Origin of the sequence: Frigidibacter sp. ROC022 (genome assembly GCF_024723735.1) — a bacterium.
GTDB lineage: Bacteria > Pseudomonadota > Alphaproteobacteria > Rhodobacterales > Rhodobacteraceae > SLM-1.
This window is the reverse complement of record NZ_JANQDU010000001.1, coordinates 1,237,898-1,251,674: the sequence shown is the minus strand read 5'-3', so window position 1 is coordinate 1,251,674 and position 13,777 is coordinate 1,237,898. Positions and strand designations below refer to the sequence as shown.

The window sequence follows — 13,777 nt, the reverse complement described above, 5'->3', positions numbered from 1 at the left end:
GAATTTTCACCCAACAGGAAAGGCTGGCATGGAACGGCGTATCATGATTGAAGATTTTCCAGAACCGCGACCGATCCGGAATTGGGCCTGATCCATGGACCAGGACCCCATCGACATCAAGGCGACGATCCTGCAACTGCGGCGCCAATCGAAATTGATCCTGTCGGTCATATTGCTGTGCCTGGCAATCGCCGTGGGCTATATCGCGCTGGTCAAGCCGATCTATACCGCGACCGCGCTGGTGATGGTCGATCCGGCGGCCAAATCGCTGGTCTATTCCGATGATACCAGCCAATCGGCCTCGACCGAGAATGCACGGGTCGAAAGCGAGGTCGAGATATTCCGTTCTCCGACCGTGGCGCTGGCGGTGGTCGACAGGATGAACCTGATCAGCGACCCCGAGTTCGGCCCGACCCTGGGACTGGGCGCCAAGATCGGGCAGGCGCTCGGCTTTCGGAGCGACACGGCGGAATCGGGCACCCGGCTGCTGAACCAGGTGCTGGCCCGGTTCCAGAAGGCGGTGACGGTGCGGCGGCGCGGCCTGACCTATCTGATCGCGGTATCGGTGTCCTCGGAAGACGCCGAGCGGGCGGCGGCGCTGACCAATGCGATGACCGAGGCCTATATCCAGGCCAATATCGAATCCAAGGTCGCCTCGCGGCTGAACGCCCGCGACGCGCTTCAGGACCAGATCGCCACCGTCCAGGCGGCGATGACGGCCTCGGAGGACGCGATCGACAACTACATCTCGCGCAATCTCGGCCGTCTGGAGGCGGAAGGCGGCGGTGCGGCAGTGGCCGAGTTGCAGCGCCAGATCGAGGCATTGGACAAGCAGCGCCTGGCCGCCGAGGTCAGCGCCCGCGAAGCCCGCAAGGCGCTGGAGCAGCAGGACTGGGCGACCCTGACCGCCCGGCTCGGCGACGAGGCCCTGGCGGAACTGCAGGCACAACGCGACAAGCTGGAGCGGCAACTGGCCGGCACGGATGGCGGTTCGAGCGACGAGGTGGACCTGCGCTCGGCCCTGGCGGCACTGGATGCACGGCAGGCCAGGGCGGCCGAAGAGGCACTGTCGGCACTGACCGACAAGGCCGGGGCACTGGACCAAACGATGCGCGAGACGCGGGACAAGCTGCGCCGGACGCTTCTGAGCAGCGATCTGCCCAGCCAGATGCTGTCGGAGATCTACCAGTTGCAGCAAGAGGCGAGCATTGCCCGGAGCCAGTACCAGACCCTGCTGTCACGGTTGCGCGAGATCGAGGTGCAGGCCGCCGTGCAGGTCGCCGACAGTCGCGTGGTTTCGGCCGCGCTGCCGCCGGTGTCGGCCAGCTATCCGAACCGAAAGCTCGTTCTGGCGTTGGCGCTGCTGGCCGGGCTGGGCCTGGGCACCGGGCTGGCCTTTCTCAACGAGTTCTACCTGGGCGGCATCGTCTCGGAGACCCAGCTTCGCGATGTCCTGAAGCAGAAGGTGGCGACGGCCATCCCGCTGGTGGCGCTGAAGCCCGAATCCGAACGCTCGATCGCGGACAATGTCATCACCTCGCCCCTCTCGGCCTATTCCGAGGCGATCCGACGGCTGCGTGCCTCGATCGAGCTGGAACTGCGCCAGAGACCTGTCGAGCCGGACGCCGAGGGTCGCAAACCCGGCCGCACCATCGTTGTCACCTCCTCCGGCCCGGCCGAGGGCAAATCGACCACCGCGCTGGCGCTGGCCCGGGCCTTCTCGCTGAGCCAGGTCTCGGTGCTGCTGATCGACGCCGATCTGCGCAAGCCGACGATTCACCAGCTGGCAGGGATCACGCCGGAACGCGGGCTGATCGACTATCTGACCGATGCCAGCGGTTCCACACCGGCCGAGAAACTGCTGACCCAGGACCCTATCTCGGCGACCTCTCTGATCACTGGGCGCGGCCGGGCATTTCAGGAGACCGACCAGCTTCTGGGATCGGACACGTTCCGCGGGCTGATCCGGGCCGGGCGCGAGGCCTTCGACATCGTCATCCTCGACACCCCGCCGGTCGGACCGGTGGTGGATGCCCGCTATCTGGTGCCCTATGGCGATGTCGTGGCCCTGGTGGTCCGCTTCGCCACCTTCAGCCAGTCCGATCTGCGCAGCGCGACCCAGACCCTGACCGAGAACATGGGGCCGGATCAGGCGCTGCTGACGGTGCTGAACCACGAGCCCGAGACGCGCCGGCGCTACCCCTATTACAAGGACGACTATGCCGGCTAGGCGGCGCGCGCCCTCTCTGCACGGCTCCACGACGGGTCGGGGCCTTGGCCTCGGCCCCGGTTCCTGCCAGTAACGGGCCAGAGACGACAGGCTGCGGCAGCGCCAGGAGACCCGATGCACGACGTATTCATCTGCGACTATATCCGGACCCCGATCGGGCGCTATGGCGGCGCGCTGGCCACGATCCGCGCCGACGACCTGGCGGCGCTGCCGCTCAAGGCGCTGATCGCCCGGCATCCCGGGCTGGACTGGGCCGCCGTCGATGACGTGCTCTACGGCTGCGCCAACCAGGCCGGCGAGGACAACCGCAACGTGGCCAGGATGGCGCTGTTGCTGGCCGGGCTGCCCGAGAGCGTGCCCGGCGCCACGATCAACCGGCTCTGCGGCTCGGGCATGGACGCGATCGCCACCGCAGCGCGGGCGATCGCCACCGGCGAGGCCGCCCTGATGATCGCCGGCGGCGTCGAGAGCATGAGCCGCGCTCCCTTCGTGATCGGCAAGGCGGACAGCGCCTTTTCCCGCGACGCCACGATCCACGACACCACCATCGGCTGGCGCTTCGTCAACCCGGCGATGGAGCGGGCCTACGGCACCGACTCGATGCCCGAGACCGCCGAGAATGTCGCCGAGGACTACAGGATCAGCCGCGAGGAGCAGGATGCTTTCGCGCTCCGCTCGCAGCAGAAGGCCGCCGCCGCGCAGGCCTCGGGGCGTCTGGCGCGCGAGATCGTTCCGGTCGAGGTGACCGGCCGCAAGAGCACGGTGACGGTCAGCCATGACGAGCATCCGCGGCCCGACACCACGCTGGAGGCCCTGGCCCGGCTTCGCGCCCCGTTCCGCGCCGGAGGGACTGTCACGGCGGGCAATGCCTCTGGCGTCAACGACGGCGCCGCGGCGCTGATCCTGGCCTCGGCCGAGGCCGCCCATGCGCATGGGCTGACGCCCATCGCCCGGATCCTCGGCGCCGCCACCGCCGGCGTCGCGCCCCGGGTCATGGGGCTTGGCCCGATCCCGGCCAGCCGCAAGCTTTGCGACAGGCTGGACATGGACCCGCGTGATTTCGATGTGGTGGAGCTGAACGAGGCCTTCGCCGCCCAGGGCCTCGCGGTGCTGCGCGATCTCGGGCTGGACGAGACCGCCCCGCATATCAACCCCAATGGCGGCGCCATCGCCCTGGGCCATCCGCTGGGCATGTCCGGCGCCCGGCTGGTCGGCACCGCGGCGCTGGAACTGCAGCTGCGCGGCGAGAAACGCGCCCTCGCCACGATGTGCATCGGCGTCGGCCAGGGCATCGCCATGGCCATCGAAGCGGTCTGAGGGCGTGGCCCCGGCGCCGGGTCTCCGGCACCGGGGCGGTAGCTCAGGCGGTCGCCTTGGCCAGCGCCTGATCCAGGTCGGCGATCAGGTCGTCGGCATCCTCGATCCCGATCGACAGCCGCACCACTTCCGGCGCCGCGCCCGATGCCGTCTGCTGCTCGGGCGTCAGCTGCCGGTGCGTCGTCGAGGCCGAGTGGATCACCAGCGAGCGCGTATCGCCGAGATTGGCGACATGGCTGAAGATCTCCAGCGCATCGACGAACTTGACGCAGGAATCGTAGCCGCCCCGGACCGCGAAGGTGAACAGCGCCCCGGCGCCCTTCGGGCAGATCTTCCGGGCCCGGTCGTAATAGGGCGAGGACGGCAGGCCGGCATAGGTGACGTAATCCACCCGCGGGTCCTTCTCGAGCCATTCCGCGACCTTGCGGGCGTTCTGCACGTGGCGCTCCATGCGCAGCGACAGGGTCTCGATCCCCATCAGCGTGTAGTGCGCACCCTGCGGGTTCATCGTCATGCCGAGATCGCGCAACCCGATGGCGATGCCGTGGAAGGTAAAGGCCAGCGGGCCGAAGGTCTCGGCGAACTTCAGCCCGTGATAGGCCGGCTCCGGCTCGCTGAGCGAGGGGAACTTGTCGCTGGCGGCCCAGTCGAAGGTGCCCGAATCCACCACGCAACCGCCGGTCACGGTGCCGTTGCCGGTCAGGTATTTGGTGGTCGAATGCACGACCAGCGTCGCGCCCAGTTCGATCGGGCGGCAGAGATAGGGCGTTGCCGAGGTGTTGTCGACGATCAGCGGCAGGCCCGCCGCGCCGGCGATTTCCGCCACCGCCGGAATATCGGTGACATAGCCGCCCGGGTTGGCGATGGTCTCGCAGAAGACGGCCCGGGTATCGTCGTCGATCGCCGCCTTGAGCGCGTCGAGATCATCGAAATCGACGAATTTCGCCGACCAGCCGAAACGTTTGATCGTGTGGTTCATCTGGGTGACGGTGCCGCCGTAGAGCCGGGTCGAGACCACGACATTGCGGCCCGGCGCCATCAGCGGGAACAGCGCCATGATCTGCGCCGCATGACCCGAGGAACAGCAGACCGCCCCGGCGCCGCCCTCCAGCGTGGCGATCCGCTCCTGCAGCACCGCGATGGTCGGGTTGGTCAGCCGCGAATAGATGAAGCCGACCTCCTGCAGGTTGAACAGCGCCGCGGCGTGATCGGCGTCACGGAATACGTAGCCGGTGGTCTGGTAGATCGGCGTCTGGCGGGCGCCGGTGGCCGGATCGGGGCGGGCCCCCGCGTGAATTTGCAGCGTGTCGAAACCGTAGCTCGGTGCGTCTGACATGAGTGTCTTCCCCCTGGGTCAAGTGTCGGCGCGACCCTAGGGCGCGGAGGCAGTGAAAGGCAAGCCGGCAGCCATCGGCAGCAGGCGGCTGTCGGCCAGCGCGGCGGTGCGATGCGCCAGCGCGGTCTGCGCCGCCGGATCGCCCGCGAAGGCGAAGAAGCTCTGCAGGCTGGCCTGCCGGACGATCAGCACCCGGTCCCAATGCTCGGCCTCGGGGCCGATGAACCAGCCGCCGCCCTCGGCCTCGAAGATCACCGCGCCGCCGGTGGCCTCCAGCAGGGGCGTGATCTCGCGCGAATAGCGCCCATAGGCCTCGGCGCCGCTGACCGGCGCTTCCGGAGCCAGCTGCGGGGTCGCGGCATAATCCGCCTCGGCCCGGAACCGCAGCAGGTTCAGCATCAGGATCGGGCCGTCGATCCGCCGCGCGATCAGCGCCCGGGCCGTGGCATCGGTGGGGTGAAGGTAGCGCATGGTCATGATCCCCTTGCGAGCGCGAGAACATAGGCGGCCAGATCCGGCGGCCAGCCGGCCAGCGCCCGTTCCAGTTCGGACAGCTTGCCCGCGAAGAGCAGCCGCATCGCCTCTTCATAGCCGGGCAGATCGCCGCCCAGGGCGGTAGCAACACGATAGGCGGCTTCCTGTGCCCGGCGCGGATCGGGGCCGGTCTCGGCCCGGATCGCGGCTTCGGTCAGCCGCCGCAGCGCCGCCGAGGCGCCGCCCTTCTGCCTGGCCAGCCAGTCCCAGTGCCGGGGCAGCAGCGTCACCTCCTTCGCCGCGACCCCCAGTTTCGGGCGGCCCCGGCGGGCCGGCGGCGCATGGCGGGCGGCGACCTCGGCCGGGCTGCCGCGCAGGTCGAGATCGACGACCCGGCCATTGGAATCGTCGAAGGCCAGCACCCGGCCGCCGCGCGCCTCGGCGGCCTGGGCGGCGGCCGCCACCTCGGCGATCGTGCCGCTGGCGATCCGGGTCATGTTCTCGAAAACGGTCAGGCGCATCGCCCCCTCCGGTCTGGGTCGGCGCCTATTTATACCCGGATCAAAATATGTCAATAACACCCGGGCAAAACGAATCGGAGGCGGCGATGGACCGCAAACAGGCACGGGCCGACTTTCTGGAACGGAAACCGGACGCCGGCATCTACGCGCTGCGACTGCGGGCCGGGCTCTGGGTCGGGGCGGCGTCGCGGCTGACGGCGGCCGAGAACCGGTTGCGGTTCACCCTGTCCACCGGGACCGAGCGCAATCCCGCCCTGGCCGCCGCCTATGCCGACGAGGGGGATTTCAGCTTCGAGGTGCTCGAGACGCTGGACCCGAAGCTCTCGGCAATGCGCCGGCAGGACCTGCTGAAGGAGCGGCTGGCGCATTGGCTGGACAAGACCGGCGGCCAGCCGGTCTGATCCCCGCCACGGATTCACCTTCCAAATATCCCCGCCGGAGGTGCCTGCCCCCGCCACCCGTGCCGCAGCCCCGCATCGGAGCGCCCCGGACGGCAGGGCCGGACGACGCCCGGGCGACGGCCGCCGGGCGGCCCGAGCCCGGGCGTTCCCCTCGGCGGCGCCGGGCCTATTGCCCGGCCAGTTCGAAGACGATGGTCACAGAAGCCTGAACCGAGACCTCGCCGCCGGCGACCGGCACCGCCATCGCCGCCTCGCGCGCGAACATCGGCTGCGAGCCCGGGGACGATCCGCCCTCCTGGATCGTCACGATCCGGCCCAGTTCGACCCCCGCCGCATCGGCCAGCAACCGGGCCCGGCGCAGCGCCTCGGCCACCGCCCGTTCCCGGGCCTGGTCCTGCAGCGGCCCCGGCTCGGACAGGCCGAAGCTCAACCCGTTCAACTGGTTGGCGCCATTCTCGACCATCTGGTCCAGCACCGGGCCGAGCCGGTCCAGCGCCCGGACCCGGACCGTGACCACATTCGAGACCCGATAGCCGGTGATCTCCTGCCGGCCCGCCTTCTGGCCGTCCTTGTCGAAGACCGGGTTCAGGTTCAGCCCGGAGGTCTGGATGTCGCGGGCCTCGATGCCCTGCCGCTTCAGCGTCGCCAGCAGGGCCGCGACCCGGTCGCTGTTCTCGGCCAGTGCCCCGGCGGCGGTTTCGCCGGTCGTGGTGACGCCGACGCTGACCACGGCCATGTCGGGGGCCGCATCGACATGGCCCTCGGCGCTGACGGTCAGGCTGGCCATGGGGGCCACGGCGCCGGCTCCGGCGCCCTGCTGGGCGGCGGCGGGCAGCGCCGCAATCGGCCCGAAGGCGAGGGCAACGAACAGGCAAGGCAGGAATTTCATATCACATCTCCGTGGATTTCGGTGGCGGTATCATGCCCATAGACGCCGCCCGGGGGCGCATTCTTGGCCAGACACTTCATTTCACGAAACCGCTCCTGTAGTCTGGATTTGCGCCGAAGGGCAACTTTCGGTGCTGGGCTTGGTTGCGCGCCGGGATTATGCTGGCGGCCGACCGCCCCCCGGTGGCCAGACGGACGGATAACGCATTCTTCATGAGACCTAATTTCGCACTCAATCTCGGCCATGACGGCATCGCATTGCTGCACAGGGGCAAGACCGGCTGGCGCATGGTCGGCAGCACCAAGCTGGACGATCCGGACCTGGCCCGCAAGCTGGCGATGCTGCGCAAGACGGCGGTCAGCCTGGAAACGGGCGGCATGGCGGTGAAGGTCCTGATCCCCGATTCGCAGATCCTCTACACCGAGATCGACTGCCCCGACATGCCCGACCAGGACCGGCGGGCAGAGATCAGCCAGCGGCTGGAAGGTTTGACGCCCTACACGCCCGACGAACTGGCCTTTGACTGGCGGCCGCTGCGGCCGGGCCGGGTCCGGCTGGCGGTGGTGGCCCGCGACACGCTGGGGGAGGCCGAAGCCTTTGCCCGCGAGCATCGGTTCAACCCGGTGGCCTTCGCCGCCGCCCCGACGCCGGAGAATTTCCCCGGCGAGCCGTTCTTCGGGACGGCGGAGTCGGCAGCAGAACTGCTGGCCGGCACCGGGCCGGTGGAGCCCGATGTCGAGGCCCTGGATCTGGAGCGCCTGCTGGCCTCGGAACCGGAGGCGCTGACGGACCCCTTTGCGGAACCGGCCGAGGCCCCCGCCCCGGCGGAGGCAGCCCCCGAGACCGCTGAGGACGCCGGGGACGCGGCCCCGGCACAGGCCGACAGCACGGCCGTGGAACCGCCCCCGGCCGAGCCGATCCCGGAACAGGATGCAGCGGCCCCTGCATCGGATGCCGGGGACCCGGAATCACCGGCGCCCGAAACCGCAGTGGCCGGCGCCCCGGACTCCGCCTTGCCCGACGATGCCGATGCGAAAGGTGCCGGGGAGCCGACCGAGACGGACAAAGCCGATCTCGCGGAAGCGGCGACGGACAACGCCGAAGAGCTTCCCGCCGCGTCCCACGACGCCGGGGCGGAGACACCTCCCGAGCCGGTCGAAACACAGGCCCCGCAACCCGCGGCGCCGAAGGATGACGGAAGCGGCTCTGCCAGCGCCAAGGGCACTGGCCGGGTCGAGCCGCCCGAACTGTCGCGGGGCGCCGCGGCCCAGGCTGACCCGAGGGATGCCGCGGCCGAGCCGCGCCCGGTGCCGACCTTTGCTTCGCGCCGGGCCGCCGGCACGCCCCCGCCGCCCCGGATCGAACCCAGGCTCTCGCCCCCGTCCGGCCAGCCGGAACTGGTGCCGAGCCGGGTGCCGCTGCCCGAGCGGACCGCGACGCCGGTGCTGGTCAGCTCCGACAAACAGGGGCCCGCGCGTCCCGCGGCAATGGCCGACAGCGCCGCCTCGGACGGCCCCGGAACGCCCATGGGCGAGGCGACGGGACAGAGCGAGGCCGGGCTTGCCCTTGCAGACGCTCCGCCCGAGCCGGCCCCGGCCGAGCCGTCCAAGTCCCCTGTGCCGATCCGGGCCGAAGCGAAGGTGCAGGGACAGGTGCCGCCGCCGAGCCTACGCCGCGTGCCGCCGGTTCCCCCGGGCATCAAGCCGGTCGCCGGCGCCCCGGCCCGCCGGGCTCCGGTGATCAATTTCGGGCCGAAACATGCCGCCAAGGCCGCCGCGCTTGCCAAGGCGAAGGCCGCCGCCAAGCCCGAGCCGGGCCCCGGAAGCGCCCCGGTTCCCGAACCGCCCGGCGGCAAGCTGCCGGCGCGGGACCGCGACGACCTCTCGGTCTTCGGAGCCCGGAAACCGCTCGCCGCGCGTGGCCGGCGCAGTTCCCCCATGGCCGTCGTGGTGATGACCCTTCTGCTTCTGGCCGCGATGGCGGGGCTTGCCCTCTGGTCCACCTTCTGGAGCGACGGCCCGGCCGGCACCGACGCCGAGGTCGCGCTGGTGCCGCCGCCCGAGAGCCCGGTCGCGCCGCGCGCCGACACCCTGACCGAGAGCGCTGCCGCCGAACCACCGCAGCCCGAGTTGCCGAGCCCCGACCCGGTGCTCACCGCGCCCGAGGTGGCCGCGGCCGATCCGGTTCTTCCCGGCGACCCGGCCCCTGCCGCCGATCTCGCCGGGCGACCGCTCGACCCCGCCGAAGACGCCCCTGCCCAGGATGGCACCAAGGTCGCCGCCCTGCCCACCGATGGCACCGATGCCAGCCCCATGCCCGGGGCTCTCGACCCGTCGGTTTCCGAAACGCTCGGCCCGGATGGTGCCGCGGCGCTGGAGGGTGGCGATGCCGGCCTGGTTGACGAGGAAGCTCTGGCCGATGGTGAGCCGGACGCGCTGCTGGACGCCGTGCCGGGTGGCGGTGCGGTCTCTCCGGACGGGGCCGGAACCGACATGGCGGAGCTGGATGGCGCCGAGATCGACGGTGCGGGCACCGGCGAGACCGACCTGGCAGATGCCGAGGACAGCGGACCGGAGACCGAGCTTGCCGCCCTGACCGAACCCGAGGTTCCGGACGCGGGCGCCCCTCTGGACGTGGCGCCGGTTCCCGAGACCCCGGCCCTGCCGCAGGATCCGGTGACCGAACTGGTCGGCACCGACGACGGAGCCGCCGAACGGATCGCGGCGCAGCTTCTGGAAGAGCTGACCCCCGAGGTGGCCGAGCGTCGCTATGCCGCCACCGGCATCTGGGTGCTGCCGCCGGAACCACTGCCCGAACCGGGCTTCGACTCGGTCGATGATCTCTATGTTGCGGCGATCGACACCCAGATCGAGGGCGAGGATGCCGTAGCCCTGCCGGTCCCGTCACGCGATGCGCGGCTGCTCACCCAGCTGCCGCCGCCGCCCGCCGGAACCCGGTTCGATTTCGACGAACGCGGTCTGGTGCGGGCGACGCCCGAGGGTGCGCTGAACCCGGACGGGGTGCTGATCTTCCAGGGCCAGCCGGCGGTGACCCCGGCGCCGCGCCCGGGATCGGCCGAAGCCGCCGCCGCAGCCGCCAACCCGCCCGCGACGCCCGAGACGCCGGGCGCCGATGCGGCGACCCCCGCGACCGATGCCGCCCCGGCCGTGCCGAAAATCCGGCCGAAGCCCCGACCCGAGGATCTGACGGAGCTGAACGAAAAGGCCACGCTCGGCGGCCGCACGCGGGTCGAACTGGCCGGGCTGCGCCCGCGACAGCGGCCCGCGGTGATCGAGAAGCTGGCGCTGGCCTCGCGCGTGCCGGACGCGGCGGCGGTGGATGCGGTGGCCGAGGCGGCGAATGCCGCGGTGGCGCAGGTGGCGCTGGAACTCGCTCCCGGAACCAAGCTGGCGGTGCAGACCTCCCTGCTGCCAAAGCCGAAACCCGGCAATATCGAGAAACTCGCCGCCGCCGTGGTGGCGACCCCTGCCCCGGCCCCGGCCAAGAAAGCCGGCGGCGCGAAGGTGCAGGCCGCCGCCGCGGTGATGCCGAAACTGCCGACCAAGGCAAGCGTGGCCAAATCCGCGACGGTCCCGAACGCGATCAAGCTGTCGAAGATCAACCTGATCGGGATCTACGGCTCGTCCTCGTCCCGGCGGGCGCTGGTCCGGCTGGCGAATGGCAAATACGTCAAGGTCCAGATCGGCGACCGGCTCGACGGCGGAAAGGTGGCGGCGATCGGGGAATCCGAGCTGATCTATGTGAAGGGCAACCGGCAGCACAAGCTGAAGATGCCCTCGAAGACCTGACGCCTCAGCCTGCCGCCAGCCCGTCCAGCACCGCCCGCGCCGCGCGCAGGCCCGGCGGCTCTCCGCCCCTTCCGAGCGCCTGCATGGTTTCCGCCATCGCCTGACGCTGCGCCGCCTGCGCCGCGCCGTCACCCAGCAGCGCCGCCACGGCCTGAGCGATCAGCTCGGGTCGGCAGGCGGGCCCGAGCAGCTCCGGCACCGCGCGGCACCCCGAGACCAGATTGACCAGCGTCACGGAGGGCACCCGGGCCATGCGGCTCATGATCTGCCAGCTCAGCCAGCGCAGATCATAGGCGATGACCATCGGGGTATCGGCGGCGGCGAGTTCCAGGCTGACGGTGCCCGAAGCGGCCAGCGCCGCATTTGCAGCCCCGAAGGCCGCCCGCTTGCGTGCCGCGGCACGCTCCGGCGCCTGGCCGCGCGGGTCGAGGATCAACGGCCGCCCCGGCCAGCCCCTGGCCGCCTCGATCACCGCCTCGGCCACCGGCGCGGCGGCCGGCAGCACCAGACGGGTGCCCGGCCGTGCCGCCAGGATCAGTCGCAATGCGGCCCCGAAGACCGGCATCAGCCGCGTGACCTCGGACCGGCGCGACCCGGGCAGAACCAGCAGCACCGGCGCCTCTCCCAGGCCCTCCTCGGCCCGGAACCCGGCGATCTGGTCCCGGTCGGCCAAGGGGTCCGAGACCACCGGATGGCCGACGAAATCGGCCCGCATCCCGGCGGCTTCCATATAGGGCGGCTCGAAGGGTAGAAGGGTCAGCACCTGATCGACATGGCGGGCCATCTTGGCGGCGCGGCCCGGTCGCCAGGCCCAGACCGAGGGCGCGACATAATGGACGATGCGGATGTCGGGTGCCGCGGCGCGGACCCTTGCCGCCACCCGAAGGCAGAAGTCCGGACTGTCGATGCCGACCAGCACATCGGGCCTCGCGGCGATCACGGCGTCGGCGGTCTGCACCATCCGAGCCTTCAGGGCGCGGTATTTCGGCAGCACCTCGCTCAGCCCCATGACCGAGAGTTCCTGCATCGGAAACAGGCTCTCCAGCCCCTCGGCGCCCATCGCGGCGCCGCCGACCCCCTGGAAAGCCACCTCGGGGCGCAATTGCCGGAGCCCGGCCATCAGCGCCGCACCCAGCCGGTCTCCCGAAGGCTCTCCGGCGACCAGAAACACGCGGGTCACGGGCTCGCCCAGATCCGCAGGCCCCGCTGTTCCGCCTCGGCGAACAGCCGGTCGCGATCGAGAAACATCACCCGGCCCGCCTCGGCGCAGATCCCGCCCAGCCCGGCCGCGGTGGCCTGGTCCAGAGTGTCCGGGCCGATCGCCGGAAGGTCGATGCGCAGGTCCTGACCGGGCTTCGAGCGTTTCACCAGCACCCCGCCCGGCGGCAGGTCCAGCAGGCCACGGCTGCGGGCGACGAAATCGAGCAGCGCGGCGGTGCCCTGCAGGGTCTCGATCCCCAGGCAATGGCCGCCCGCCACGACACAGGCCTGCCCGACATCCAGCGGCCCGAGCGCGGCCAGGATCGCGGCACCGCGCCCGGCATCGCTCTGCATCCCGGCGTCGGGCGCCGGTCCGGGCGGCAGCGCGACCAGGGACGGCATCAGCTCATGCGCACCGACGACCTGCAGGCCGGCCTCTTCGAACAGGCCGATGACAAAGCGCAGCAAGCCATCGTCACCCTGCGCCATCGCGGCCATGATCCGGGGCACCAGCGGCGCCGTGGCGGCGTCGAGCGCGGCGGGATCGAAACGCGGCCGCCGCGCCGCTCCGGCCAGGCAGACACTGTCATAGCCCTCGGCGGCAAGACCGGCGATCAGGCTGCCCAGATGTTCGAAGCGGAACAGCTCTGCGGCAACCCCTTCCGGCGTGAAGCCCTGCGGTGCGAAAACGGTGACGGCCCGGCCCTCGGCCTGCAGATGCGCTGTCAGAAGCGCCGGCAACCGCCCCTGCCCGGCGATCAGAGCCACCCGGCCCGGATTCTCAGCCCCCGCCACCGCGCTACTCCGGCGTCAGGAAGGAGCGGTCGGACTGACCGAGGATGAACTCGACGATCTGGCGCACATGCGGGCTGTCTGTCTCGGCCCCCAGGGCGCGGGCGCGGTCGAGGAACGAGCCCTCATCCGAGGCCAGGCGCTCGAAGGCGGCCCGCAGGGCGCTGATCTCGGCCCGCTGCACGCCGCGCCGGCGCAGGCCGACGAGGTTCAGCCCGTCGAGCCGCCCGCGCGGCCCCTGCACCAGCCCGTAGGGGATCACGTCATTGGTCACCATGGTGACGGCACCGATGATCGCGCCCTGACCGACCCGGACGAACTGGTGGATGCCCGAAAGCCCGCCGATGATGACGTCGTCACCGATCACGCAATGCCCGGCCAGAGCCGCCTGGTTGGCCATCACCACCCGATTGCCGACCTGGGCGTCATGTCCGACATGGGCCCCGGTCATGATCAGGCAGTCGTCGCCCACCCGGGTCACTCCGCCGCCACCCCTGGTGCCGGTATTCAGCGTCGCGCCTTCGCGGATCCGGCAGCGTTCACCGACGATCAGCCGGGTCCGCTCGCCCTCGAACTTCAGGTCCTGCGGCACCTCGCCCACCGTGGCGAAGGGGAACACCTCGGAGCCTGCGCCGATCTCGGTCCAGCCGGTCAGCACCGCATGCGACTTCACCGTCACCCCGACCCCAAGGGTGACCTCGGGCCCGACGGTCGAGAACGGGCCGATGACGCAATCGGCCCCGATCACCGCGCCGGGCTCGACGATGGCCGAGGGATGTATCCGGGCGTCCGGGTGAATGCTCATCGC

General features: G+C 70.9%; 11 protein-coding genes. 4 read left to right on the top strand and 7 right to left on the bottom strand.

Features of this window, described 5'->3' with window-relative positions; genetic code table 11:
- Window positions 1-94 precede the first annotated feature (94 nt).
- Window positions 95-2,230, top strand: a complete 2,136-nt coding sequence (locus NUW50_RS06010) for a GumC family protein (RefSeq protein WP_258288156.1) — start codon at window positions 95-97, stop codon at window positions 2,228-2,230.
- Window positions 2,231-2,344: 114 nt separating this feature from the next.
- On the top strand, window positions 2,345-3,547 hold the full coding sequence (pcaF, locus tag NUW50_RS06005) for a 3-oxoadipyl-CoA thiolase (protein WP_258288155.1): 1,203 nt from the start codon (window positions 2,345-2,347) through the stop codon (window positions 3,545-3,547).
- A gap of 43 nt (window positions 3,548-3,590) precedes the next feature.
- Here pcaF and NUW50_RS06000 read toward each other — a convergent pair whose 3' ends face one another.
- From NUW50_RS06000 to NUW50_RS05990, 3 genes are read right to left on the bottom strand one after another with little or no spacing between them, the layout of a single operon-like run.
- Window positions 3,591-4,883: an O-acetylhomoserine aminocarboxypropyltransferase/cysteine synthase family protein gene (locus NUW50_RS06000; protein WP_258288154.1), complete on the bottom strand. Its 1,293-nt coding sequence runs from the start codon at window positions 4,881-4,883 to the stop codon at window positions 3,591-3,593.
- Between the two features lie 36 nt (window positions 4,884-4,919).
- Window positions 4,920-5,354, bottom strand: coding sequence for a DUF1330 domain-containing protein (locus tag NUW50_RS05995; protein ID WP_258288153.1), 435 nt, complete (start codon window positions 5,352-5,354; stop codon window positions 4,920-4,922).
- A gap of 2 nt (window positions 5,355-5,356) precedes the next feature.
- Window positions 5,357-5,878: a DUF2239 family protein gene (locus tag NUW50_RS05990; protein WP_258288152.1), complete on the bottom strand. Its 522-nt coding sequence runs from the start codon at window positions 5,876-5,878 to the stop codon at window positions 5,357-5,359.
- Window positions 5,879-5,964: 86 nt separating this feature from the next.
- On the opposite strand from NUW50_RS05990, the gene NUW50_RS05985 reads away from it, so the two are divergent.
- On the top strand, window positions 5,965-6,279 hold the full coding sequence (locus tag NUW50_RS05985; RefSeq protein ID WP_258288151.1) for a GIY-YIG nuclease family protein: 315 nt from the start codon (window positions 5,965-5,967) through the stop codon (window positions 6,277-6,279).
- 166 nt (window positions 6,280-6,445) lie between these two features.
- Here the strand turns inward: NUW50_RS05985 and NUW50_RS05980 are convergent, their stop codons facing one another.
- Window positions 6,446-7,168, bottom strand: coding sequence for an SIMPL domain-containing protein (locus NUW50_RS05980; protein ID WP_258288150.1), 723 nt, complete (start codon window positions 7,166-7,168; stop codon window positions 6,446-6,448).
- 212 nt (window positions 7,169-7,380) lie between these two features.
- On the opposite strand from NUW50_RS05980, the gene NUW50_RS05975 reads away from it, so the two are divergent.
- Window positions 7,381-10,977, top strand: a complete 3,597-nt coding sequence (locus NUW50_RS05975) for a hypothetical protein (RefSeq protein ID WP_258288149.1) — start codon at window positions 7,381-7,383, stop codon at window positions 10,975-10,977.
- Window positions 10,978-10,981: 4 nt separating this feature from the next.
- Here NUW50_RS05975 and lpxB read toward each other — a convergent pair whose 3' ends face one another.
- The 3 genes from lpxB to lpxA are packed head-to-tail and all read right to left on the bottom strand — an operon-like array spanning window position 10,982 to window position 13,774.
- On the bottom strand, window positions 10,982-12,157 hold the full coding sequence (gene lpxB / locus NUW50_RS05970) for a lipid-A-disaccharide synthase (protein ID WP_258288148.1): 1,176 nt from the start codon (window positions 12,155-12,157) through the stop codon (window positions 10,982-10,984).
- Window positions 12,154-12,972 carry an LpxI family protein gene (locus tag NUW50_RS05965; protein ID WP_258288147.1) on the bottom strand — a complete coding sequence of 273 codons (819 nt, stop codon included), beginning with the start codon at window positions 12,970-12,972 and terminating at the stop codon, window positions 12,154-12,156. The genes lpxB and NUW50_RS05965 overlap by 4 nt, the downstream gene beginning before the upstream one ends.
- A gap of 4 nt (window positions 12,973-12,976) precedes the next feature.
- Complete coding sequence (gene lpxA / locus NUW50_RS05960) at window positions 12,977-13,774, bottom strand: acyl-ACP--UDP-N-acetylglucosamine O-acyltransferase (protein WP_258288146.1); 798 nt, start codon at window positions 13,772-13,774, stop codon at window positions 12,977-12,979.
- Window positions 13,775-13,777: the final 3 nt, after the last annotated feature.